The sequence below is a fragment of the Pelomonas sp. Root1237 genome (assembly GCF_001425055.1).
GTDB lineage: Bacteria > Pseudomonadota > Gammaproteobacteria > Burkholderiales > Burkholderiaceae_C > Pelomonas.
Genome location: NZ_LMDK01000002.1, coordinates 16,954 through 38,068, shown reverse-complemented (window position 1 = coordinate 38,068; position 21,115 = coordinate 16,954). Strand labels below are relative to the sequence as shown.

22 protein-coding genes and 1 pseudogene are annotated in these 21,115 nt (G+C 68.3%); 12 read left to right on the top strand and 11 right to left on the bottom strand.

Annotated elements, in window-relative coordinates; translation table 11 throughout:
• Positions 1–24 precede the first annotated feature (24 nt).
• Positions 25–255: a DUF6429 family protein gene (locus tag ASC91_RS04280; protein ID WP_056192786.1), complete on the bottom strand. Its 231-nt coding sequence runs from the start codon at positions 253–255 to the stop codon at positions 25–27.
• A pseudogene (locus ASC91_RS28715) lies at positions 252–685 on the bottom strand (tyrosine-type recombinase/integrase); the annotation flags it as partial. The pseudogene ASC91_RS28715 and the gene ASC91_RS04280, both read right to left, overlap by 4 nt.
• A 570-nt stretch (positions 686–1,255) precedes the next feature.
• Between ASC91_RS28715 and ASC91_RS04270 the strand changes: the two are divergent.
• The 5 genes from ASC91_RS04270 to ASC91_RS04255 all read left to right on the top strand — a co-directional run bounded on the left by ASC91_RS04270 (position 1,256) and on the right by ASC91_RS04255 (position 3,405).
• Positions 1,256–1,591 carry a hypothetical protein gene (locus tag ASC91_RS04270; RefSeq protein WP_056192781.1) on the top strand — a complete coding sequence of 112 codons (336 nt, stop codon included), beginning with the start codon at positions 1,256–1,258 and terminating at the stop codon, positions 1,589–1,591.
• A 129-nt stretch (positions 1,592–1,720) separates the two neighbouring features.
• A complete protein-coding gene (locus tag ASC91_RS04265; protein WP_327082869.1) occupies positions 1,721–1,984 on the top strand; it encodes a BrnT family toxin in 264 nt (87 codons plus the stop codon).
• Positions 1,968–2,267 (top strand): BrnA antitoxin family protein, encoded by a 300-nt coding sequence (locus ASC91_RS28710; RefSeq protein ID WP_082532422.1) that lies wholly within the window; start codon positions 1,968–1,970, stop codon positions 2,265–2,267. Before ASC91_RS04265 ends, ASC91_RS28710 begins: the two co-directional genes overlap by 17 nt.
• Positions 2,268–2,395: 128 nt before the next feature.
• Entirely contained in the window at positions 2,396–2,965 is a 570-nt protein-coding gene (locus ASC91_RS04260) for a dihydrofolate reductase family protein (protein WP_056192779.1), read from the top strand.
• 29 nt (positions 2,966–2,994) lie between these two features.
• Positions 2,995–3,405 carry a GNAT family N-acetyltransferase gene (locus tag ASC91_RS04255; RefSeq protein WP_056192776.1) on the top strand — a complete coding sequence of 137 codons (411 nt, stop codon included), beginning with the start codon at positions 2,995–2,997 and terminating at the stop codon, positions 3,403–3,405.
• A gap of 64 nt (positions 3,406–3,469) precedes the next feature.
• On the opposite strand, the gene ASC91_RS04250 is transcribed toward ASC91_RS04255, so the two are convergent.
• A complete protein-coding gene (locus tag ASC91_RS04250; RefSeq protein WP_056192773.1) occupies positions 3,470–4,300 on the bottom strand; it encodes a PEP-CTERM sorting domain-containing protein in 831 nt (276 codons plus the stop codon).
• Positions 4,301–4,417: 117 nt separating this feature from the next.
• On the opposite strand from ASC91_RS04250, the gene ASC91_RS04245 reads away from it, so the two are divergent.
• On the top strand, positions 4,418–7,045 hold the full coding sequence (locus tag ASC91_RS04245) for a LuxR C-terminal-related transcriptional regulator (RefSeq protein ID WP_056192770.1): 2,628 nt from the start codon (positions 4,418–4,420) through the stop codon (positions 7,043–7,045).
• Here the strand turns inward: ASC91_RS04245 and ASC91_RS04240 are convergent.
• A complete protein-coding gene (locus ASC91_RS04240; RefSeq protein WP_056192767.1) occupies positions 7,012–7,692 on the bottom strand; it encodes a hemerythrin domain-containing protein in 681 nt (226 codons plus the stop codon). The genes ASC91_RS04245 and ASC91_RS04240 overlap by 34 nt on opposite strands.
• A 292-nt stretch (positions 7,693–7,984) precedes the next feature.
• Here ASC91_RS04240 and ASC91_RS04235 point away from each other — a divergent pair, with 292 nt between their 5' ends.
• A complete protein-coding gene (locus tag ASC91_RS04235) occupies positions 7,985–8,431 on the top strand; it encodes a hypothetical protein (protein ID WP_157281135.1) in 447 nt (148 codons plus the stop codon).
• 83 nt (positions 8,432–8,514) lie between these two features.
• Here ASC91_RS04235 and ASC91_RS04230 read toward each other — a convergent pair whose 3' ends face one another.
• The 4 genes from ASC91_RS04230 to ASC91_RS04215 all read right to left on the bottom strand — a co-directional run bounded on the left by ASC91_RS04230 (position 8,515) and on the right by ASC91_RS04215 (position 13,169).
• Entirely contained in the window at positions 8,515–9,414 is a 900-nt protein-coding gene (locus ASC91_RS04230; RefSeq protein ID WP_056192761.1) for a transporter substrate-binding domain-containing protein, read from the bottom strand.
• A 375-nt stretch (positions 9,415–9,789) separates the two neighbouring features.
• Positions 9,790–10,317 (bottom strand): YcnI family protein, encoded by a 528-nt coding sequence (locus ASC91_RS04225; RefSeq protein WP_056192758.1) that lies wholly within the window; start codon positions 10,315–10,317, stop codon positions 9,790–9,792.
• Entirely contained in the window at positions 10,314–12,689 is a 2,376-nt protein-coding gene (locus ASC91_RS04220; protein ID WP_056192757.1) for a TonB-dependent receptor, read from the bottom strand. Before ASC91_RS04220 ends, ASC91_RS04225 begins: the two co-directional genes overlap by 4 nt.
• 84 nt (positions 12,690–12,773) lie before the next feature.
• Complete coding sequence (locus ASC91_RS04215; RefSeq protein WP_056192754.1) at positions 12,774–13,169, bottom strand: DUF2946 family protein; 396 nt, start codon at positions 13,167–13,169, stop codon at positions 12,774–12,776.
• Positions 13,170–13,310: 141 nt separating this feature from the next.
• Between ASC91_RS04215 and ASC91_RS04210 the strand changes: the two genes are divergently transcribed.
• Genes ASC91_RS04210 through ASC91_RS04200 form a run of 3 tightly spaced genes read left to right on the top strand, consistent with a single transcriptional unit; the run spans position 13,311 to position 16,026 of the window.
• Positions 13,311–13,943 (top strand): hypothetical protein, encoded by a 633-nt coding sequence (locus ASC91_RS04210; RefSeq protein WP_157281133.1) that lies wholly within the window; start codon positions 13,311–13,313, stop codon positions 13,941–13,943.
• 2 nt (positions 13,944–13,945) lie between these two features.
• Positions 13,946–14,746 (top strand): hypothetical protein, encoded by an 801-nt coding sequence (locus ASC91_RS04205; protein ID WP_056192748.1) that lies wholly within the window; start codon positions 13,946–13,948, stop codon positions 14,744–14,746.
• Positions 14,746–16,026: a hypothetical protein gene (locus ASC91_RS04200; protein WP_056192745.1), complete on the top strand. Its 1,281-nt coding sequence runs from the start codon at positions 14,746–14,748 to the stop codon at positions 16,024–16,026. The genes ASC91_RS04205 and ASC91_RS04200 overlap by 1 nt, the downstream gene beginning before the upstream one ends.
• Position 16,027: 1 nt before the next feature.
• Here ASC91_RS04200 and ASC91_RS04195 read toward each other — a convergent pair whose 3' ends face one another.
• The 3 genes from ASC91_RS04195 to puuE are packed head-to-tail and all read right to left on the bottom strand — an operon-like array spanning position 16,028 to position 19,961.
• On the bottom strand, positions 16,028–17,254 hold the full coding sequence (locus ASC91_RS04195) for a M20/M25/M40 family metallo-hydrolase (RefSeq protein WP_056192742.1): 1,227 nt from the start codon (positions 17,252–17,254) through the stop codon (positions 16,028–16,030).
• On the bottom strand, positions 17,251–18,999 hold the full coding sequence (uraD, locus tag ASC91_RS04190) for a 2-oxo-4-hydroxy-4-carboxy-5-ureidoimidazoline decarboxylase (protein ID WP_056192739.1): 1,749 nt from the start codon (positions 18,997–18,999) through the stop codon (positions 17,251–17,253). The genes ASC91_RS04195 and uraD overlap by 4 nt, the downstream gene beginning before the upstream one ends.
• Positions 18,996–19,961, bottom strand: a complete 966-nt coding sequence (gene puuE, locus ASC91_RS04185) for an allantoinase PuuE (RefSeq protein ID WP_056192736.1) — start codon at positions 19,959–19,961, stop codon at positions 18,996–18,998. Before puuE ends, uraD begins: the two co-directional genes overlap by 4 nt.
• A gap of 32 nt (positions 19,962–19,993) precedes the next feature.
• On the opposite strand from puuE, the gene uraH reads away from it, so the two are divergent.
• Together uraH and xdhC are read left to right on the top strand one after the other, a co-directional pair.
• Positions 19,994–20,347 carry a hydroxyisourate hydrolase gene (gene uraH, locus ASC91_RS04180; protein WP_056192733.1) on the top strand — a complete coding sequence of 118 codons (354 nt, stop codon included), beginning with the start codon at positions 19,994–19,996 and terminating at the stop codon, positions 20,345–20,347.
• A complete protein-coding gene (gene xdhC, locus ASC91_RS04175) occupies positions 20,337–21,104 on the top strand; it encodes a xanthine dehydrogenase accessory protein XdhC (protein WP_235531815.1) in 768 nt (255 codons plus the stop codon). The genes uraH and xdhC overlap by 11 nt, the downstream gene beginning before the upstream one ends.
• Positions 21,105–21,115 lie beyond the last annotated feature (11 nt).

Genomic DNA, 21,115 nt, shown 5'->3' with positions numbered 1-21,115 from the left:
CTCCGGCAGTGCGGCCTCAGCCGCTTAGCCCGCCTTGCCAAATAGCGACTGCAGCAGGGCCTCCGCCCTCTGCAGGCCTTCATCGGTGAGAGCCACGGACGTCGCCTTGCCGACCGGGTCGCTGATCAACCCCTTCTCGTGCAGCCGGCCCATCGCATCCCAGTCGAAGGACTTCCACGCCCGATGGCCGTCATGCAGGCCCAGTAGCAACAAGGCCAGCACGGCGTCGTCGATCCGTTCGGTGTCCAGGTTCATGAAGCCTCCTGTCGAGCCATGGCCAGTGCATCCAGTGGCGAGCGCACGGCACCGCCGCCGAGCTTGAGCACATGGGTGTAGATCATCGTGGTGGCCACGTCGGAGTGGCCGAGGAGTTCCTGCACGGTGCGGATGTCGCTGCCGGCTTGCAGCAGGTGGGTGGCAAACCGAAGGTTCAGTGAAGACTGACTTGTACCCAAGTCATGTCGTAGCTAAAACAATGGCGCAGCGTGTGAGGCGTGGCGGGCTTGGCGACGCCGGCAGCCTGGACGGCCCGTTTGAATGCACGCTGGAAGGTCTCGTGATAAAGGTGGTGCCGGCGGAACACGCCGGTGCGCGGGTCCGTGGCGTGATGGTCTTGCGGGAAGACCCAGAACCAGCCCCAGCTCGCACCCGCCCTGGGGTATTTGCGGGCGAGCGCGTCGGGCATCTGCTCAGCCGCAACTGCGAGTACGCCACAGATGTTCCCGCGTTTGAAGAGCCGTTCGAAAAGGAGTTCGCGTACGTTGCAGACCTATGGGAGTCAGCCGCAAGCCGAGCCGAGTTCGAGTCTAAGTACAGTCGTGCAGTCTCAAATCAACATGATGCGCGGTACTGCTAACCTTTTGCTGCAGCGGGCGGCTTCGCCGCCCGCTGAGCGCACACGTTAGACGGTGAACTGGATGCGCTTTGAAAGGCTCATGAATTGGTTGTGCTGCTTGGCCGTCGTTGGATTCGCAATAGCGCTTTCGGCGGGTTTGGCGCTAGCGGTCTATGAAGGGCGCGTGACAGGCGGGAAATCCAAAGTAGTCCATCTGCTAGCTCAAGACCCTGTTGGGTTTTGGAGCGCGTTGGGAATCAATCTCTTTATGGCCGGAGTGTTCTGGTATGGCGCGTATTGGATCTACATCCACAGAATCAAGGAACAAAATGAGCCATAGGTTCCCGTCTAACTGGTCATTGCAGCGGACGGCTGCGCCGCCCGCTGACCTTTGACGTTGAACTGCAACCCAATACAGCAATGGCCGCCAGCGACTTTGATTCAAACCTGCAGGAACTGCACCGCAAGTCAGTTGGGCGGCTGCTCGCTGCGGATGCCTACGACGACGACGCATTTGCCGCGCTGAAGACGTACCTCTGCGAGAAAGCCGAATTGATAAAGGTCGAGCATGTCATTTCAAAGCAGGTGCTCGACGCTCTTCTGTCCGCTGCCAAAGCCATTGAGAGTCGCGCCGAGTACGTTCCGGCTACACAGAAAGGACTTTCCAGGGCCGCCGAGTTCTACATGCTCCTTGACTTGATGGTCATCGGAGAAGGCTGCAATGACAGGCCAACAGGCGTTCCCCGTGCGAGATAGTTGCCGTTCAACCCTTCACTGCAGCGGACGGCTTCGCCGCCCGCTGAGCTAGCACGTTCGGCCTCACCAATGCCGCCATGCCCCGCGATTGGCGGCCGCATTTAATGTAGCTACATTAAAGCGTGCAAGTTGAGTTCGACCCTGCCAAAGACGCGAGCAATCTGGAGAAGCACGGGGCTATCGCTGGCATTGGCCGCCGGACTCGATTGGGATGCATCACTGGTGTGGGTTGATGAACGGTACGAGTACGGCGAGCTGCGCATGATCGCGTTAGCGCCGGATACCGGGATCCTGTACTACGTGGCATTTGTAGGTCGTGGCGAAACGCGAAGGATCATCAGCTTGCGCAAAGCCAACCGACGCGAGGTGAAGCACTATGTCCAAAGTTTCTAAGCGCCCGGCCATCGTCATGCCGACGGTGGCGGAAGACAAAGGGATTACGGCAGCCGCAAAGGCCGATCCGGACGCGCACCCCCTGACTCCGAAGCAGTTGCAAGCCATGGTTCCGATGAAGGCTGTACGTGGTCGGCCTAAGTCTGAGAACAAGAAGCTGTTGGTGTCCGTCCGCTATAGCCCGGAAGTCGTGGCGTATTTCAAGTCAACCGGCGAGGGGTGGCAGTCTCGTATGGACGGTGTGCTTCAGCAGTACGTAGCGCGTCACTCGCGGCGAGCGTGAGGCCGAACCAGCCTCTCGAGCCGACTCGCGTCGGCAGGCCGCCGCTATCGGCTCAGCTTCAACGTCAGGCGTCACTCAAGCGGCATCGCGTACGTCTGACCATTCTTCGAAAGAACAGGAGACCCCAAATGGCCACATCGGTGCTCTTCATGTCTATGTCACTCGACGGATACATCGCTGGCCCGAACGACGAAGTGGGCAACCCCGGCGGCGACGGATTCGACCGGTTGCACGAGTGGTATGGGGACTTCTCCCGTCCATCTGGGGCGGTCGGACAATTGTGGGACGACTGGAACTCACCTGGCGCGATTCTGGCGGGGCGGCGCACTGTGGAGCAGGTCGATCACTGGGGCGGTGACAACCACGGTGTCCCGATCATCGTGCCCAGCCACCGGCCGCCGGGCCCTTCGGTAGCGAACTATCCGTTGGTGACCTACGTGCCCGACGGCATCGAGCGCGCAATGGCGCAGGCAAAGGCCGCCGCCGGGGATCGCATCGTGCTGATGCTTGGCGCGTACACGGCGCAACGGGCGCTCGAGGCTGGTGTGCTGGACGAGTTGCAGATCCACCAGATCCCGGTCCTGCTCGGTGGTGGCCGCCGGTTATTCGAGATGTTGCCTTCGCGCGTCGAGTTGGAGATTGTCCGGGTGATCGACACCCCGGAAGCCACCCACATCCGCTACCGCGTTCGTCGCTGAGTGGGGTGACGCCTAACCACGTGCCGCCCATGAGTTCAGCGCCCGCCATCGAATACAAGCTCTCGCCACCCCTGGGTGACTTGGAACTGAACGAGTTGTTTTCCGCATCTTGGGCGAACCATTGCCCTGCGACATTTCAACCCGTCTTGCGCTCCAGCATGGCTTACGTCTGCGCGTACCGGGGGGCCGAACTTGTCGGCTACGTCAACGTCGCCTGGGACGGCAAGACGCATGCGTTTGTCCTGGACCCCACGGTTCATCCCAGTTGCCGGCGGCACGGTATCGGAACGGCGTTGGTTCTTGCCGCGCTGGAGCAAGCCAGGGCGCGCGGGGTCACTTGGGTGCACGTCGACTTCGAGCCTGACCTGCGGGAGTTCTACAGCCGTTGTGGCTTTCGCCTGTCCGAGGCAGGTGTCTACAACGTCGCGGCCGAGGCGTGACAGTCAAAGGGCGTCCCGCAGGCGGGCCGCGGGCCGCGGGCCGAGGGCAGCGACTTGGATCACGTCAACGCGCGCGGCGGCGCCGGGCCAGCATGGCCAGGCAGGCCAGGCCGGCCAGGATCAGGGCCCCGCTGCCCGGCTCGGGCACCGGCACGGCCGAGGTGATGAAGTGGCCGTCGGTGGCCAGGCCATTGGCGGCCGTGAAGCCGTAGAACACCGGCGTGCCGACGAGGCCGAGCTGGTCGAAGCTGACCTGGGCGCTGACCGTGTAGATGCCGAGGTTCAAGTGCTCGATGGTGCCGGTCAGCATGCCGGCGTTGTCGTTCAGCCCCGAGGGGGTGTACTGCACCGAGGCATACCACTGGAAGTCAGGGTCGCGGATGGCGTCGCCCAGGCCGGTTTCGGTAGCAGCCAGCGGCGCCACAGAGCCGCCGGACAGGATCTGCAGGCTGGGCGACACCGGTTCGCCGTTGAAGTGGAAGGTGTCGATGGCAAAGGCCACGCTGGCCGGACTCAGGCCGTCATAGCCGAGGCCCGAGCCTGCGCCGCCGACGCCGGCCGTGTCGCTCAGCGTGAAGGTGAGGCCATCGCCGCGCAGGCCCTGGCTGACGGGGATGAAGAAGTGGAAGTCGAAAGCGAAGGCCTGGTTGAAGTCCAGCGTGAGGGCATTCGGCGCGAAGCCGGCGCCGCCCTGGCCGCCGACACCTGGTGCCGTCAGCATCAGGTCGCTGTAGGTGAAGCCGTTGCCCGGCGTCGTGTTGGACGCCGTCGCGCTGCCGTACAGCGACCAGGTCGTGAAATCGGTGAATCCGGTCGCCAGGCTCACGCCCTGCTGGGCATGGGCGCCAAGGCTGGCGGCAAGGGTCAGGGGCAGCAGCAGTCGGGCAAGCTTCATGGTGGGGTCTCCGATCAGGTTGTGCGCCAGTCTGGAGAGCGACCGTTAGGCAATCGTTAGCCGATGGAGCCATCTCACCCCCTCAAGCCCGGGGTCTGTGAACTAGCATCCGCGCCCATGGCTCTCGCCCACACCAAGACCCGTGCGCCGCGCCCGCGTGCCGGCCTGCTGCTGCCACGCCCGGCCCTGCTGGCCGACGTGCAGCGCGCGCTGGATGCTCACCGCGTGCTGTTGATCTGCGCGCCTGCCGGCTATGGCAAGACGTCGTTGCTGACCCAGGCCCTGGCCGATGCGGGCGCCGACACGGCCATTGCCTGGGTGGCCCTGGACGAAGGCGACGACCTCGGCCGCCTGCTGGACTGCCTGTTCGCCGCCTTCGAGCCTTATGACCCGCCCTGGCGCACGGCGCCCGAGGGCCTGCGAGACGCGGCGCTGCGCGGCGGCACCGAGATCGTCACCGTGGCCGATGCGATGCTGAATGCGCTGGAGGCCTGCGAGGTCGAGCATGGCCTGATCGTGCTGGACGACGCCCACCATCTCGTCGACCCGGCTGCGTTGCAGTTCCTGGACCGCTGGCTGGCCCGCATGGGCGAGCGCTGGCGCCTGGTACTGGCCGCCCGCCACGAGCCCGCGCTGCGCCTGGCGCGGCTGCGGGCCGCCGGCGAGCTGGCTGACCTCGGCCCCGTCGAGCTGGCGCTGGCGCGCGGCGAGGTCGAGCAACTGGCCCAGGCCGCGGGCCTGGACGAAACCGCTGCGGCGGGGCTCTACGAGCGCTGCCAGGGCTGGCCCGCCGGCCTGCGCCTGGCTTTGGGCGCGGGACAACAGCGCCTGCCCGCAGCCATCGACCGCGCCACCTTCGACTACCTCGCCGCCGAAGTGCTGGACCGCCTCGAACCGGGCCTGCGCGGCTTCCTGCTGCGCACCAGCGTGCTGCACGAGCTGGACGCCGAGCGCTGCCAGGCGCTGGGCGAGGACGCCCACGCAGCCGGCTGGCTGGCCGATATGGAGCGCCTCTCGCTCTTCGTGACCGTCGTCGACCTGGCGCCCCACACGCTGCGCCTGCACCAGCTCTTGCGCGACATGCTGCAACAGCGCCTGCGCCAGGAGCAGCCCGAGGTCTACCGCCAGCAGCTGGAGCGCGCCGCGATGCTGGAGACGGACGCGGTGCGCCGGCAGAGCCTGTTGCTGGCCGCGGGCCGCCCCGAGCGTGCAGCCGAGCTGCTGCTGGCAGACGGCGCCTTGCTGATGAACCAGCTCGGCGCCCAGGGCCTGCTGGACCTGACCCGGCGCTTCGACCCTGCCTTTGCCGAGTCCAGCCCGGAACTGCACCGCGTCAAGGCGCTGGCGCTGTGGGTGCTGTGGGAGGCCCAGCAGGCCGAATGGCATCAGAGCCGCGCCGAGGCGCTGTTCGACGCGCGCGGCGACCAGGCCGGTCTGCTCGCCGCGCGCGGCCATCGCAGCATCCTGCTGATCGCGCAGGGCCGCCTCCAGGAGGCTGAAGCCCTGCTGCGCGACCTCGACCCGTTTGCGCTGAGCGGCGAGCTGCGCCGCGTGACGCTGCTGGGCCGTACCTGGCATGCGATGGAAAGCTGCCGCTTCGACGCCGTTGCGCCGCTGTTCGACGCCCTTGTCACCGAGCTGCTGAACACGACCACGCTGGAGAGCTGGTACATCTGCTCGCCGTCGCCGCGCCAGATCAGCTGCGTCGGCATGTCGCCGGTGGCCGACCGCTGGTACCGTGGCGCGATGCAGGTGCTGGGCAACCGGTCGCTGCCCTTCGGCGTCAACGCGCACACGTCCCAGGCCTGGAACCTGTTCTGGCAGGGCCGCCTGGCCGAATCCCGGCAGATGCTGGCTCATGCCGAAGCCGATGCAGCCTGGTTGGGTCGCATCGTCATCGCGCGCAACCAGGGCCAGGCCCTGCATGCGATGTTCGACCTGATCGCCGGCCGCCATGACGAGGCCCTGGCCCTGATGCGGCTGCGCCTGGCCGAGCATGTGCCGGGCTATGGTGCCTGGGGCGCTTGGCATGCGACCTTTGCCATGTCGCGCATGGCGGCCGCCATCGGCAACCTTGAGGCGCTGGCCGAGGGCCTGGAGTGTCTGGTGCGCATCGGTGCGGACCTGCCCGACCTCGTCATGCCGCACCGGCCACGGCCGCTGCTGGGCCTGCAGGCCCAGCTCGCCGCGCTGCAGGGCCGGCGCGACGAAGCCATCGCCGCCTGGCGCGGTCTGCTGGCGGACGGCGAAGGCGGCGACCTGCTCGGCCAGCTGGCCGAGGCGCGCCTGCGTCTGGCCGCGCTGCTGCTGGAGGGCGGCGACCGTGGCGGCGCGGCCGAGGCGCTGGCGCCGGCGCTGGCCCGGCGCGAGCCCGGCGGCCTGCTGTGGGCCGTGCCGAAGCTGCTGCAGATGGCGGCCGAGGACTGGGGCGACCTGCTCGACCCGGTCGACCTCGCCCGGCTGCGCGGCTGGGCCGACGCCGTGCGGCCGGCCACGCGGGTGGTGGTCGAAGCCGCCGCCGTTTCCGGGGACGACCGGCTCTCGCAGCGCGAAGCCGAAGTCATCGCCCAGATCGCCGCCGGCGCCAGCAACAAGCACATCGCCCGCGCGCTGGACCTGAGCCCCCACACCGTCAAGCGGCATGTGGCCAACATCCTCGACAAGCTGGGCCTGAACTCACGCGGCGAGGCGGCCGCGTGGTGGAACCAGCGTCAGATGGCCACCAGGCCCGGCACGCTGGCCTGACCCAGCGCCCGGCACAGCTTGGTCCAGGCCGTGTCGTTGAGCAGCGCGCGCGCCGAGGCCAGCACCGGCGCCTGAACCGGCGGCGGCAGGCTGCCGATGACAAGGGCGCGCTCAGCCGGCGTCAAGGCCGGGATCATCCAGCGCAGCGTCTCGCTCATCTCGCGCGGGCCGATGCTGGCCAGGAGGCGGTGGTGGATGTCGAGCAGTTCGGCGTCGCTGTAGGCGGCCCACAGCGCCAGGTTGTGGCGGCTCTCCTCCACGCCCATGTGCTCGAGGTTGTGGGCCACGAAGGCCGCGAAGCGGCGGTACAGGCGCTGGGCGGCGCTCGCTGACGGCATGGCGCGCAGCGCGGCGGACTCGGCGCGCAGGCCGGCGATGGCGTCCAGGTGCTCCTCGTGCTCGACCTCGATGGCCGCGCTGGCCCCCGCGCGGCGGGCTTCGATGGCGGGGTGGACGAACTCGTTCTCCTTGTCGAGATGGTGCCGGGCGGCATCCAGCAACGCGTCGAGCTGGCCCAGACTGGTGGCCAGCTCGAGCGGGTCGTCGACATCGAGGCGGCTCAGCTGCTGCAGTGTGTCGCTCATGAACAGGCGCAAAGCCTTGTGGATATGGGCGTAGAGGTCCAGGCGCGGGGGGAGGGTGGTCATGGTGGAGGCTCCGTTTGAGCCGGCGTGATGGGGCCGGATGCGCCGCAGTGTTCCGGCCGGCGTCGCGGTTGCCATCGCGCTGATGGGCCATGCCCGACGGGCCATCGGTCGTGGCTCGTCGCATGGCTCTTCGGGGCGATGGCAGGGCCCGGCCTGCTCGGCAAAGTGCGATCCATGCAACGCCTCGACCTCGTCCTTCTGCTCAGCACTGCCGCACCGGCGGCGCGCGCCGAGCTGCCCCGGGCGCATCGAGCGTGTCTCTGTCCCGTTGATCCTTTTCCAGGAGATCCTCATGAAGCGTTTTGATTCCTCTTCTGCCCCACTCAGCCTGAGCTGGGCCATCGTCACCGCTCTGGGCTTGGTGGCCGCCGGTGTGCTGGTCCTGCCCGCCGAGGCTCATGCCGCCGCGTCGCCTTGTGACGACAAGGCGACACTGCAACGCCGGCTGGATGACTTCGATTCGCGCTGGAATGCCAGCGACGCCTGGGGCCTGACGGCCCAGTTCACGATGGAGGGCAGCTTGGGCGCTGCCGGCGAGCCGGGCCGCGTGGCGGTCTACCGCGAACTCATCGAGCGTCTGGGCCGTTCGTCGCAGCAGCGCAAGACGCGCCTGCTGCGTGCCACCGACGTCGGCCAGGCCTGCCTGGTGGACGTGCAGGTGCGCAGCGGCGAACGCAGCGAGGCTGGCTTGTTCCTGCTGGCGCCGTCAGCCGAGGGCGGCATCGTCGCGATGCGCTGAGGCAGCGCACCCGGGCTGGGAGCGTGGGTGGCCTACGTGCGACTTAAAGGCAAATTGCCTTGTCGGCGTGAGGTCGTCGTTGCCTACTTCGCCTTCGCCGGCCAGCGCCGGAAGTCGTACCAGAGCTCCGGACGTTCGGCAGGCGTGGCGGTGCCGGGCGTGAGCAGCGGATTGGTGAGATCGATCACCACGCGCTCATGCAGGCGCGCACGGCGTAACCGTTCGCCGAAGTAGCGCTCAAAGAGCTTGTCAAAGCTGCCATCGGCCATCGCCTGGTTCAGTCCGCGCTCGATGTCGGCGGCAAGCTTCGTGGCCTTGCGGTTCACCATGAAGTAGGCGTCATAGGGGTAGTGCAGCACCACGTGCGACTCCACCTCGAAGCGGTCCGAGCGCTCCTCCAGTTCATCCCAGACCTCGGTCAACCCACGGGGAAAGTAGTCGAATCGTTCTCCCTGCAGCATGTTGAAGAGCGCCAGATAGGCCGAGCCAGCCACGACCGGAATGCCGTTGGCACGCAGGATCTCGGTGTCCGGCCAGCTCTGGCCTTGGCCTACCCGCAGTTGCTGGAGCTGCTGCAGTGAGTTGAGCGACGCAAAGCGTGCCTGATCTCCGCGCCGGATGAGGCCAACCCGCCAACCGAGCATGCCGCGATTGACGGGGATGCGGATCGCCAGCAGGCGGGCTTCGCGCTCGGGCGAGGCGGGAATGGGCGCCACGTCGATCATGCGCCCCGCCTCCAGCTCAAGGACCTGGCGCTCCTGGTTCATGGTGACACCCGCATGCTCGATCCGATACTCGGTGCCGCAGCGCGCCAACGCCAGCGCCAGCAATTGATCGGCGTAGACCGACCGACGGTCTTCCCGAACCTCGGGGCGCGGGATGCGCACGACCTCGACGGCTGCCGCAGCCTGCACCGCCGCCGCAAACCACAGTGCCGCGCAGAATCGAGCGAGCACTGTCATGAAGAACTCCTGCTGCTGCAACAGGTGGCGATGCTACCGGTCAGTTCCCAGAAGGCCGCCGCGCACGCCGAGTGGCGTTTGCATGCAGGCAAAGTAAAGCCCCGAGCGGCCAAGGCCGTTCGGGGCGAAAGAGCGCTTCACGCCGCCCGGGACGCACCCCGGAGGGGCGTGGGGCTGCGGCGTGGATCACAGCGCAGGTGGCCTGGCAGGGCGACACCGGGAGGTGACGCAGTCGGGCCCGAATCTCGTGCTTTCATGGTCGCGGGCGGCTCGCGTGCCGCCTCGCCAGGGGCCGCAACGTTGCCGGGGGCCATGCACTGGTGACGGGCTGAATCATCGGCGCAGTGATCTGAAAACAAAGCCGCGATCAGCCGGGGTCGACCGGGCTTTTTCGGCTCAGTGACTGTGAGCCTCGGTACGGGCGGGCAGCACCTTCAACCTGACGGCCGGTGCGCGCGGCTTGGGGTTGGCGGCGCTCGGCAGCTCGGCCCAGTTCCACTCGCCCTGGGTGCAGACCTGGCGCACGGCAAAGGCCAGTTCGCCCGGCTCGGCTGGCAGGGACACATGCAGCACGAACTCGTCGTACCAGGCGTCCTGCACATAGTTGGCCTCGCCATTGGCCACCCAGCGTGCCTCGGCCAGTTCGTCGGTGACGGCCTTGCCATGGCTGTCGTAGGGGACTTTCAGCGGCCGCTGCTTGGTAGTCAGCGTCCAGCCGGCTTTGGGCATGGGCTTGGCGCCGCGCAAGCCCTCAGGCAGGGTGACGACGATTTCCTTCGTCGCTGCGCCGCCCTCGCAGCCGTGCCCGGCCTTGAAGACGGCGCGGTAGCTGCTGCCGGCCGGGGCCTCGGGCTGCTCCAGCGTGATGTGGGCCTGGGCGGTGCCGGCGACGGCAAGCAGAGTGGCGGTGAGGTATGTCTTCATAGATCGAATTTCAGCTCGGCCGAGTAGCTGCGTTGCGGGTAGGGGTGGAAGTTCCAGTATTGATAGTTGTTCAGGTTGTCGATGCCGACGGCGGCGCTCCACTGGCGGTCAATCTTCCACAGCACGCGCAGATCGGCCGTCGCATATTTGCTGACGCCCATGTAGGCGAAGCCGTTCACGTCGGCATTGTTGAGTGTGCGGTACTGGCGGCCGCTGTAGCGGGCCGCGAGGCTGGCGCTCCAGTGTTCGTCGAAGCGCCAGGCTGCCAGGGCGGTGGCGCGCCAGCGCGGGATGTTGGGCTGCCAACGCCCCAGGGTGTCGCCCGGCGTTGCGACAAAGCCGCTGTTGGCCTTGATCCTGGAGTCGGTGTAGGTCGCACTGGCCGACAGGTCCAGGCCCTTGAGCAGCCAGTCGTTGGCGGCGAACGTGGCCTCCAGGCCGGTCGTGCCTATCTTGTCGATGTTCTGCACGCGGCTGACGTTCCTGTTGGCCGCCGGGTCGAAGAGGGCCTGCGAGTACAGCGAATCGCGGGTTGTCTCGGCGAACAGCGTGAGGCGCGATTGCAGCGGTCCCCAGGTGGCTTCAGCGCTCAGCTCGGCCGTCCAGGACTTCTCGGGCTTGAGGTTGGGGTCGTTGATGTACGCCGAGTTCGTCGTCGACGTGGCGCCATACAGCTCGGCCACGGTGGGCATGCGAACGGCCCGGCCGACGGAGGCCTTGAGCACGGTGTCGGCCGTGGCCTGCCAGGACAGGGCCGCCTTGGGTGACAGGAAGCTCTCGCTGCGCGCGGCATAGGCCTGGCCGGCCGTGGCCGAGAAGTCCGTGCGTCCGTCGTGGGCCTGCCAGGCTTCAGCGCGCAGGCCCAGCACGGCCTTCCAGTCGGGCGCCAGCAGCCAGGCGTCCTGTGCATAGGCGGCCTGCAGGCGGGTTTTGCCCTGGACATTGGCGGCCATCGCGCCGGGGCCGTCGGCGAGGTAGTTGCCGGCGATGTTGGACGTCAGGTAGCTGAGTTGGTAGCTGTCCTGCTGCAGGCCGAGGTCGACGACGTGGTCGGTCCCCGCGGGGCGCCAGATGCCCTTGAGGGCGAGGGTGTTCCAGCCGGTGCCGCTGCCGTCGGCCAGCGTGCCCGCGCCGCCCGTCCGAGCGCCCGGCTGTGGGTTGCCGGCGGTGTTCTGGCGCTTGTCGTCCTTGCGGTAGTCGTAAAGGCTGGCCGCGGCTTCCCAGTCCCATTCACCGCCGCCGCGGCTCTTGACCGACAGGCCGTGCATGACGTGCAGCAGCTGCTCGCGCGTCAACGGGAAGTCGCCACCAGTCGGCGCGGTGAGCTGCTTGCCATCGATGACGACAGGCCCCGAATAGACGGGCTTGCCGCTCGCGTCGCGCAGCCAGCTCTCTGAATTGCCGTCTGAATCGTTGTGCCAGACGCCCATCACATAGCTGGCGCGCAGCGTGGGGCTGAGCTCATAAGCCAGCTTGATCTTCACGTGGTCCTGCCGGGTGCTGTATTGCGTGGCCGAGCCCAGCAGATACCAGGGCTGGCCATTGCTGTTGGGCACCAGCACGGCGCCCGCCACCGGGGTGCCGTTGGTGACCACGGTGCCCGTGCTGGCCAGGCGGTTGGCGAAGGTCAGCGGCTGGCCGTCGCTGTCGGTGCGGTTCACGTTGAGCCACCAGCTGAGGTCGCCGGCGCGGTCGCCTACCGAGGCGCTGGCCTGCCGGGCGCGGTAGTTGGCCTTGGTGCCATAGAGCTCGAAGGGCTGGGACACATAGCCCAGCTTGGCATGGGCCTCGAACTGGGTCGGCATGCGCGTCACGTAGTCGACGACGGCGCCTGCTGAGTTGCCGGTGTAGGCGGCCGAGAAGGGCCCGTACATGACGTCGACGCGCTCGATCTCCTCGGGTGTCACCAGGCCCCAGCGTGGCGGGAAGGACAGGCCGCCGACGCCGTTGCCCAGGTAGTTGGACAGCAGCACGCCGTCCGCATACACGGCCGAGCGCGCGCTGTTGCCGGTGCCCGAAGCGCGGCTGGACAGGATGGCGTGGTTGTAGTCGCCGATGTAGCGCTTGCGCACCAGCAGGCTGGGCAGGTACTTCAACGCGTCTTCCGAGTCGGTCGCGTTGATGCTGCGCGCAATGTCTTCGCGCGTAACGGCTTCCCGAGTCGTTGGGATGTTGGTGGGCAGGGAGCTGGGCGCAACGCCCTGCACGCGGACGAGGTCGAGCTTGTTGCGCGGCGTCGGCGTGTCGGGGTCTGCGGCGGCAACTTGGGCCGGAGATGAGGCGTCGTCGCAGTCGTCACAGGCCTGCGCGGCTGGCCACACGGACAGGACGACGCAAGCGGCGGCCGCGCGCGCAAGGGTGGATTTCTTCATGGAAGGGCTGGATCTGGGTCGCGCCGTCGCCCACAGCAGAGGACGGCAAAACGCCGGGCCTGCAAGGCCGCGGCGGCGTTGGACTCAGATCAGCCCGGGTGGCGCGCGTGCGCTGGCGGGGCGCCAGGCGTGGGCGGTGACGGGGGCCGTCCAGAAGCGCTCCGGCGCCTCGAAGCCCAGTTCCGTGCGCAGCGCAATGGCATGCACCACTGGCGGCGGCGCGAAGTCGGCCGCGGCGATGTGGCAGGCGGCGCAATGGCCGTGGGCCAGCACATCCAACGCCTTTTCGATGGGCTTGGACTCGGCGGCCTTGCCCGCGGTGTTGGATGCGCGGCAGATGTCCTGCCAGGCGGAGAAGTCACCCCGCGCATGTGCCATTGCCGCGCTGATGCCCGGCGCCAACAGGCCCAGCACAAGCACGGCCAGCAACCACGCGGCAAAGGCGCGGGGGTGGCGGCGGGCGTGGCGAGCGGGCGTCATGGCGTGGGTGAGGCGTCGCCCGGATTGTGCCGCCTGTGGGCCGATGTCTTCGGGACGTCACCCCCACCGCGATCCGCTGCCGAGAGGATGCCGTACCCCTGTGGGATTGCGCGCCGGCCCGTCGGCGGCCCACACTGCGCCATGGACGCCCCGGCATCGCCTCCCAAGCCTTGGCCCGCCCGCATCCTCGGCTGGATGGGCGCGGAGGCCCCCAAGCTGTTGGCCAGTGTCGTCGTGCTGGTGCTGGGCTTCTGGATCAAGGACTCGGTGGACCTGGCCATCAAGCAGCGCCAGCTTGATCTGTCGTACACCAAGGAGATGCAGAGCCTGCTGCAAAAGCTCAGCGAGGAGGAAGACGTCACCAAGCTGAAGAACACGGCCGTGGTGCTGGCCTCCTTCGGTGAGCCGGCGCTGCCGGCCCTGCTGATTGAGCTGCGCCGCTCCGACCTGCATGGCGTGGCGGCCGGCCACGGCCTGGAGGCGATGGCCGTGCGCGAGCCCGATCTGCTTTGCCGCGTGCTGCCGCCACTGCTGCTCAAGCGCAACCAGCACTACGAGATCGGCGCCCACCGCACGTTGCTCAGCCTTATAGGTGACAACGGCTGCACCAAGGCCCTGCCGCAGCTGCGCCGCTACCGCGATTTCGTCAACGCGGCCGTGGCCGGCAAGCCCGACGAACTGCGCCAGCGCCTCCGCGGCGAGATCGCCGCGCCTGCCGAGGCCTATCCGCGCCTGAAGCAGGCGGTGGACGAAGCCATCGCCAACCTGGAGTGAGCATGCGAGCCCTCTTGCTGAACCTGCTGCTGTGCGCCGCGAGCGCGCAGGTCGCCGTCGCCGCGGTTGTGAATTGCGCGCCCGCACCGGGGCGCTTCACGGTGCTGCTCAGCGAGCCCAGCGGCGGCGCCATGGCGGACCGCGCGGCCATCGACCGCTTCCTGAATAAGCTGCAGTTCGAGCTGGACCAGGAGCGCGATGAGCATTGGATCAACCCGGGCGCGACGCCGGTGGCCTTTCGCGCCTGCCCGAAGCGGGCGCCGGCACTGGACGGCAGCGAGTTCAGTGCCGAGGTCGTCGAGCAGCTCAATGACCAGCGCGTGCTGCTGGAGGTCTGGGGCGTCGTCGACCGCGATGGCACGCCACCGGTGCTGAGCGCGCAGATCAACTATCTGCTGGTGCCGCTGCGCTTTGCGGCCGACCAGCGTGAGACCGTACCGACCGGCCTGCAGCGCCTGCGCTACCCCGAGGCCGGCGCCGCGCCCACGCAGGACGCCGTGCAGCTCATCTCCAAGCCGCTCGATCTGGACGCCTTCATCGCCAGCGCCCTGGGCCTGAAGCTGCTGCGCGAACGCGCCTACGAGCCGGCCTACGCCAATCTGTGCCGTGCCAGCAGCCTGCTGGGCGCCATGCTCAAGCGCCCGCTGACCGGTCGCAGCAAGACCGACCTGGCCGCGCTGCGCGACTTCGTGCGGGGCAGCGCCAGCCGCGTGCTGCACGACGCGCTCGCCGACGCGGCCTACCCCAAGACCGGCCCGCTGCGCCTGCAGCAGGCGGCCCAACCTTGCGCGGGAGCCGAGTGATGCGCCGCCTGCAGAACGCGCTGCTGGCGCTGTCGCTCGCCCTGCTGCCGCTGCGGCTGCTGGCGATGGACATCCGGCCCTGCTCCGATCCCGTCGTGTTCAGCGATGCGGCCGTCAACGCCCTGGTGCTGCCCTGGCGCGCCCAGGCCGGCCCGCAGGCGCTGCAGGACGCCAGCCGGCAGATGTCCGCGCTGGCCCAGTTGCAGCTGCTGATGTCCATGCTGAAGTTCGGCTCCATCGGCGTGGTGGACCTGGTGGCCGAGCCCGGCCGCGTGTGCGACGTGGACCAGGTGCTGAACCGCGTCAGCCGCACCGGCGTGGCCAGTGGCCGGCTGAAGGCGGGGCAGGGCGTCGTCGTGCTGTGGGGGCGGCTGTTCGAGCAGGATGGAGAGATCTTCCTGCAGAGCTATCTGCGCTTCGCGCGCCAGGGCGTCGATGGCCTCGTGCCCGAGGTGCTCAAGGTGCCACTGCGCGCCGGTGATGCGACGCTGGAGTTGCAGGCGGCACTTCCCGCGCAGGCGCTGTCCTTTGCGCCGCGCCGCATCCGGCTGGAGGACCTGGCTCGCATCGATGCCGCCTTCCGCGCAGCGCTGCGTGTGCGGCCCGCCCCCGACCTCGACGCGCCCGGCGTGGAGATCGGCCGCTCCACGAACCAGAGCTTCCCTTACTGGGTGGCCGAGTCGCGCGGCGACTGGCTGCGCCTGGCACCCATGCGGCCCGGCCTGCCGGCGGGCTGGGTGCGTGCCCGCACGGGTGACGACACGCCGGAGTGGTCGCTGTCGCGCTGGCTGCCTGAACTGGACTTCGCCGAGGGCGTGGCCGGCTGGCTGCGGCTGCGCACCGGCGGCGTGCCCACCGCGCAGCGCCAGCCCATGGCCGACGCGGCGCTCGCGGCATTGGCCCGCTACGAGCGCGCCGTGCCCGCGGAGCTGGCCCCCAACGCCTGGGCCGTGGCTGCCGGCCTGCGTGGCCAGCTGGCCTGGGTTGCGGAGCAGCGCGACGCCGCAGGCCGCCAGTTCACGCTGGCCGCCCAGCGCCTGCCCGGCGGCGCCGCGGCGCGCCAGGCAGCCGCGGTCATGATGGCGGCACAGCGGCCGCTGGATGGGGCGTCGGCCAAGGTGCTGGCCGACGAACTGCTGGCCGTGCTGGCGCTGGACCCGAACGACACGCTGGTGCGCGCCAACCTGAAGGCCCTGTACCGGCTCTACGCGCAGCGGCCCGATTGGAGCCCCTTCACCGCCGAAGAGCTGGCCACGCGCCAGCAGGTGCTGGGCGGCTGAGTCAGGTGGCCAGCAGCTCTGCCAGCGCTCGTGCCACCACCTGCGTGGCGCGCTTGAGATCGTCCAGCACCAGGTGCTCGTCGGCCCGCTTGGCATTGCTCTCCAGCACCGTGCGCGGCCCGGCGCCGTAGATGGCGGCCGGGATGCCGTGGGCCGTGTACAGGCGCACATCGGTGTACAGCGGCGTGCCCGAGGTCGGGATGGGCTCGCCGAACACCGCCTCGCCATGCTTCTGCATCGCGGCGATGAGGGGCGCGGCGCCGGGCAGTGGTTTCATGGAGTTGGCGAGCAGCAGGCGCTTGATGTCCAACTTGATGCCGGGGCTCTGGGCCACCGTGTTCTCGATCAGCGCGCGCACTTCCGCCTCGACGGCGGCCGGGTCCTCCTCGGGAATCATGCGGCGGTCCAGCTTGATGACGACCTTGCCGGGCACGACATTGGTGTTGCTGCCGCCTTCGATGCGGCCGACGTTCAGGTAGGGGTGGGTGATGCCGGCCACCTCGGAGCGGCGCATCTTCAGCACGTCGTTGTGCGCGTAGAGGGCCGTCAGCAGTTTGTTGGCGGCCTGCAGCGCGTCGATGCCGGTGCTCGGATAGGCGGCATGCGAAGCCAGGCCGTGCAGCGTCACCTCCATCTGCAGGCAGCCGTTGTGGGCCGTGACGACCTGGTAGCTGAAGCCGGCCGCGATCAGGTAGTCGGGCTTGGTGAGGCCGTGCCTGAGCAGCCAGCCGGGGCCGAGTTCGCCACCGAATTCCTCGTCGTAGGTGAAGTGCAGCTCGACGGCACCCTTCAGCGGCAGGCCCGAGTTCTTGAGAGCCAGCAGCGCGAAGGTGTAGGTCGCGAAGTCGCTCTTACTGACCGCGCTGGCGCGGCCGTAGAGCTTGCCGTCGACGATCTCTGCCCCGTACGGCTCATGCGTCCAACCTTCGCCCGGGGGCACCACGTCGCCGTGGGCGTTGAGCGCGATCGTCGGGCCGTCCTCGCTGAAGCGATGGCGCACGATCAGGTTGGTGACGGACTGCATGCCGGCCGCATGCACCTCGGCGGCGGGCACGGTGTGCTTCTCTGCCTCGAAGCCCAGTTCCGCCAGCAGCTCGGCCGTGCGGTAGGCGTGCGGCGCGTTGTTGCCGGGCGGGGTGTCGGTAGGGATGCGGACGAGGGCTTGGAGAAAGCGGACTTCGTCGTCGAGGTTCTCGCTGATCCAGGCATCAATGCGGTTCTGAGTCATAGGGTATCGATCAAACGTTCAAATGCCCGGATGGACAGGTCGGCGTCATCTACCGTCACCGACTCCAACGGGTTGTGGCTGATGCCGCCATTGCCGCCGCGCACGAACAGCATCGCCTGGGGCAGCAGCTCGTGCAGCTTCATCGCGTCATGGCCGGCGCCAGAGGGCAGGCGGTGGATGGGCAGGCCCAGCCCGGTGACGGCGGCCTCCCAGCGCATCTGCCAGGCCGCATCGCTCGGCGCCGCGTTGGCGGCCAACGTCGGCTGCAGTGTGAAGTTGAGGCCGCGGCGCAGGCAGATCTCGTCGAGCTTGGCGCGCACGTCGGCGTCGAGTGCGTCGCGGGCTGTGTCGGTCGTTGCGCGCAGGTCGAGGCTGAAACGGCAGCGACCGGGGATGACGTTGATGGAGCCAGAAGGCACTTCCAGCATGCCGACCGTGCCGACGACGTCCGGCACCGCTGCGGCCCGCTGTTCCGTGAACAGGATCAGCTCGGCCACGCCCGCCGCGGCGTCGCGGCGCTGGCCCATGGGCGTTGTGCCGGCGTGGCTGGCCAGGCCGATGATCTCGCCGGTGTAGCGGCGGCTGCCGTTGATGCTGGTGACGATGCCCAGGGGCAGGTCCAGGCTGTCGAGCACCGGGCCTTGCTCGATGTGGACTTCGACAAAGCCGAGGTAGCGCGACGGGTCGCGCTTGACCGTCTGGATAGCCTGCGCCGTGCCCGGCAGCCCGGCGGCCTGCATCGCATCCCGCAGCGTGATGCCGGCGGCGTCGGTCTGGTCCAGCCAGGCGGGTTGGAAGGCGCCGATCAGCGCGCTCGAGCCGAGAAAGTCCGCCGGGTAGCGTTGACCCTCTTCCTCGGAGAAGCCCACAACCTCGAGGCCAAAGGGCAGACGCTTGCCGGCGCGATGCAGCTCGCGCACGACCAGCATGGGCACAAAGATGCCCAGCCGCCCATCGAAGCGGCCGGCGCGGCGCACGGTGTCGTAGTGGCTGCCGGTCAGCAACCGCTTGTCGGCGCTCGTGCCGTTGTAGACGCCCACGACATTGCCGACCGCATCGCGGCTGACCTCGTCAAAGCCGCAGTCGCGCATCCACGTCATGAGTTGCTCGGCGACGGCTGTGTGCGTGGGCGTGGCGTAGGTGCAGGTCAGGAAATCCTCGGCCTCGCTGTGAACGGCCAATTGGGCGGCCCAGTCCCACAGCTGCTCGCCCAGCTCGGGCCGAACGCCGAACTTGTCGTTGAGCCGGATCTCCGCAATGCGATGGATCTGGCGCAGGCACTCGGCGCGCTCAACGTCGGGGTGGGAACGCAGCCGTCGCTCGAAGGTCGCAATGATCTCGGTGCGCGTGAAGCCGGTGCCGCGCGGGCCCCGCACCGCCAGGATGAAGGGAAAGCCGAAACGCGCGTTGTAGTCGGCGTTGAGCTTTTGCAGCTTGGCGAACTCTTCGGGCGTGCAGGCGGTCAAACCGGCCTTCTGCTGCTCATTCGTCGACTCGGCCGTCAGCTCGCCCGCGACAGCGGCCTTGCCGGCCAGCTCAGGGTGGGCGCGGATCAGGCCGAGCTGTTCATCCACCGTCGCTTCGCGTACGACACGGGCCAGCGCGACCTTCAGTGCGGCCAGTGTCTTGAAGGGGCGCGCCGCCGCGGCGCGCTCGGCGATCCACGGCGAGTGTTCATAGGTGCCATCCAGCAGCGCGACAAAGTCCGCGGCGCTGGCGTTGTTGAGGTCGTCGAGTTTCATCATTCCCAGACGAAGGCCGTCTTGGCGTCAAAGGGGTGAACGGTTTTCCAGTGTCGCGCGATGTCCAGCCGCCTGCAGACCCAGACGCGGTCATGCGCCTCGATGTGGTCCAGGAACTTCTGCAGCGCGCGCATGCGACCAGGGCGGCCAAGCAGGCGGCAGTGCATGCCGATGCTCATCATCTTCGGGCTGTCGGCGCCCTCGGCATAGAGCACATCGAAGCTGTCACGCAGGTATTCGAAGAAGGGCTCGCCATGGCTGAAGCCCTGAGGCAGGGCGAAGCGCATGTCGTTGCAGTCCAGCGTGTAGGGCACGACGAGGTGCGGCGCCAGCTCGCCATTGGTCTTCCTGACCTGCAGCCAGAAGGGCAGGTCGTCGCCGTAGTAGTCGCTGTCGTAGTCGAAGCCGCCGAAATCGGCCACCAGGCGGCGGGTGTTGGGGCTGTCGCGGCCGGTGTACCAGCCCAGGCCATGCGGGTCACGGCCCAGCGTCAGGCGCTTGAGGCTTGCCATTGCCTGGGCCATGTGGGCGCGCTCGGTGTCCTCGTCGATGTTCTGGTAGTGCACCCAGCGCCAGCCGTGGGAGGCGATCTCGTGGTTGAGCTCGACGAAGGCCTGGGTCACTTCGGGCGAGCGCTCCAGCGCCATGCCCACGCCGAAGATCGTCAACGGCAGCGCGCGCTGCTCGAACTCCTTCAGCAGCCGCCACACGCCCACGCGCGAGCCGTACTCGTAGATGCTTTCCATGCTCAGGTGCCGCGCCGGGAAGCTGGGCGGGTTGGCCATCTCGGACAGGAACTGCTCGCTGCCGGCGTCACCATGCAGCACGGAGTTCTCGCCGCCCTCTTCGTAGTTGAGGACGAACTGCACGGCCACCCGGGCGCTGCCGGGCCATTGCGCGTGGGGCGGGTTCTCGCCATAGCCGACGAGGTCGCGGGGATACCGGGGCTGATGGGGCGTGCTCATCCCTACACTTTGCATCAATCGACGGAGATTCCATGGGCAAGCTCACAACACATGTTCTCGACACCGCCAATGGCTGCCCCGCCGCCGGCATGGCCGTGCGCCTGTACCGCTTCGACGCCGAAGGCCCCAAGTGGCTGCGCAGCCTGCACCTGAATGGGGACGGCCGCGCCGACGGCCCCCTGCTGGACGGTGCGGCCCTGACAGCGGGTCGCTACCGCCTCGTCTTCGAGGTGGCTGCGTATTTCCGCGCCCTTGGCACGGTGTTGCCGGAGCCGGCTTTTCTGGACGAGGTGCCGCTGGACTTCGGCATTGCTGATGAAGACAGCCACTACCACGTGCCGCTGCTGGCATCGCCTTGGGCTTACTCGACCTACCGTGGCAGCTGAACCGCTGATTCTCGTCACGGTCGCCCGCACCACCGGCAGCGTGCCGCGCGAGGAGGGCGCCTGGATGGCGGTGACGCCGGATGGCATCACCGGCACCGTGGGCGGAGGCCACCTGGAGTTCGACGCCATTGCCCGCGCCCGCCGGGCGCTGGATGGCGACGAACTGGAGGCGGAGGTGCGCTATCCCCTCGGCCCCAGCCTGGGCCAATGTTGCGGCGGCGTGGTCTGGCTGGCCTTCGAGCGCGTCGCAGCGGGCGAAGACCTGGCCGCCCATGTGCCCCAGCCACCGCAGCGGCCCCTGGCCTTGTTTGGCGCCGGCCATGTCGGCCTGGCCATCGCCCACATCGCCCGCGACCTGCCGCTTGCGCTGCACTGGATCGACAGCCGCGAGGGTCAGTTTCCCGACGAACCGCCCGAGCGCGGCTGGCGCCAGGAGGTCTGTGATCCAGCGGCCGATGCTGTCGACGATCTCTCCCCTGGTTCGGCCGTCCTCGTCATGAGCCACAACCATGCCGAGGACTTCGAGATCATTGCCGCCTGCCTGAGGCGCCAGCGCGAGCGGGGCGACCTGGTCTTCATCGGCATGATCGGCAGCCGCACCAAATGGGCGAGCTTTCGTCAACGGCTGGAGGCCCGTGGCTTCACCGAGACCGACCTGGCTCGCGTCGTCTGCCCCATCGGGGTGCCCGGCGTGGCGGGCAAACAGCCGGCGGTCATCGCAATTGCGGCGTTGGCACAGGTTCTTGCATTGCCGTGAACTAAATCGCG

Coding starts and splice junctions, on each gene's coding strand:
- ASC91_RS04280 (WP_056192786.1), bottom strand. CDS start 255: ATGAACCTGGACACCGAACGGATCGACGACGCCGTGCTGGCCTTGTTG.
- ASC91_RS04270 (WP_056192781.1), top strand. CDS start 1,256: ATGGCCGCCAGCGACTTTGATTCAAACCTGCAGGAACTGCACCGCAAG.
- ASC91_RS28710 (WP_082532422.1), top strand. CDS start 1,968: ATGTCCAAAGTTTCTAAGCGCCCGGCCATCGTCATGCCGACGGTGGCG.
- ASC91_RS04260 (WP_056192779.1), top strand. CDS start 2,396: ATGGCCACATCGGTGCTCTTCATGTCTATGTCACTCGACGGATACATC.
- ASC91_RS04255 (WP_056192776.1), top strand. CDS start 2,995: ATGAGTTCAGCGCCCGCCATCGAATACAAGCTCTCGCCACCCCTGGGT.
- ASC91_RS04250 (WP_056192773.1), bottom strand. CDS start 4,300: ATGAAGCTTGCCCGACTGCTGCTGCCCCTGACCCTTGCCGCCAGCCTT.
- ASC91_RS04245 (WP_056192770.1), top strand. CDS start 4,418: ATGGCTCTCGCCCACACCAAGACCCGTGCGCCGCGCCCGCGTGCCGGC.
- ASC91_RS04240 (WP_056192767.1), bottom strand. CDS start 7,692: ATGACCACCCTCCCCCCGCGCCTGGACCTCTACGCCCATATCCACAAG.
- ASC91_RS04235 (WP_157281135.1), top strand. CDS start 7,985: ATGAAGCGTTTTGATTCCTCTTCTGCCCCACTCAGCCTGAGCTGGGCC.
- ASC91_RS04225 (WP_056192758.1), bottom strand. CDS start 10,317: ATGAAGACATACCTCACCGCCACTCTGCTTGCCGTCGCCGGCACCGCC.
- ASC91_RS04220 (WP_056192757.1), bottom strand. CDS start 12,689: ATGAAGAAATCCACCCTTGCGCGCGCGGCCGCCGCTTGCGTCGTCCTG.
- ASC91_RS04215 (WP_056192754.1), bottom strand. CDS start 13,169: ATGACGCCCGCTCGCCACGCCCGCCGCCACCCCCGCGCCTTTGCCGCG.
- ASC91_RS04210 (WP_157281133.1), top strand. CDS start 13,311: ATGGACGCCCCGGCATCGCCTCCCAAGCCTTGGCCCGCCCGCATCCTC.
- ASC91_RS04205 (WP_056192748.1), top strand. CDS start 13,946: ATGCGAGCCCTCTTGCTGAACCTGCTGCTGTGCGCCGCGAGCGCGCAG.
- ASC91_RS04200 (WP_056192745.1), top strand. CDS start 14,746: ATGCGCCGCCTGCAGAACGCGCTGCTGGCGCTGTCGCTCGCCCTGCTG.
- ASC91_RS04195 (WP_056192742.1), bottom strand. CDS start 17,254: ATGACTCAGAACCGCATTGATGCCTGGATCAGCGAGAACCTCGACGAC.
- uraD (WP_056192739.1), bottom strand. CDS start 18,999: ATGATGAAACTCGACGACCTCAACAACGCCAGCGCCGCGGACTTTGTC.
- puuE (WP_056192736.1), bottom strand. CDS start 19,961: ATGAGCACGCCCCATCAGCCCCGGTATCCCCGCGACCTCGTCGGCTAT.
- uraH (WP_056192733.1), top strand. CDS start 19,994: ATGGGCAAGCTCACAACACATGTTCTCGACACCGCCAATGGCTGCCCC.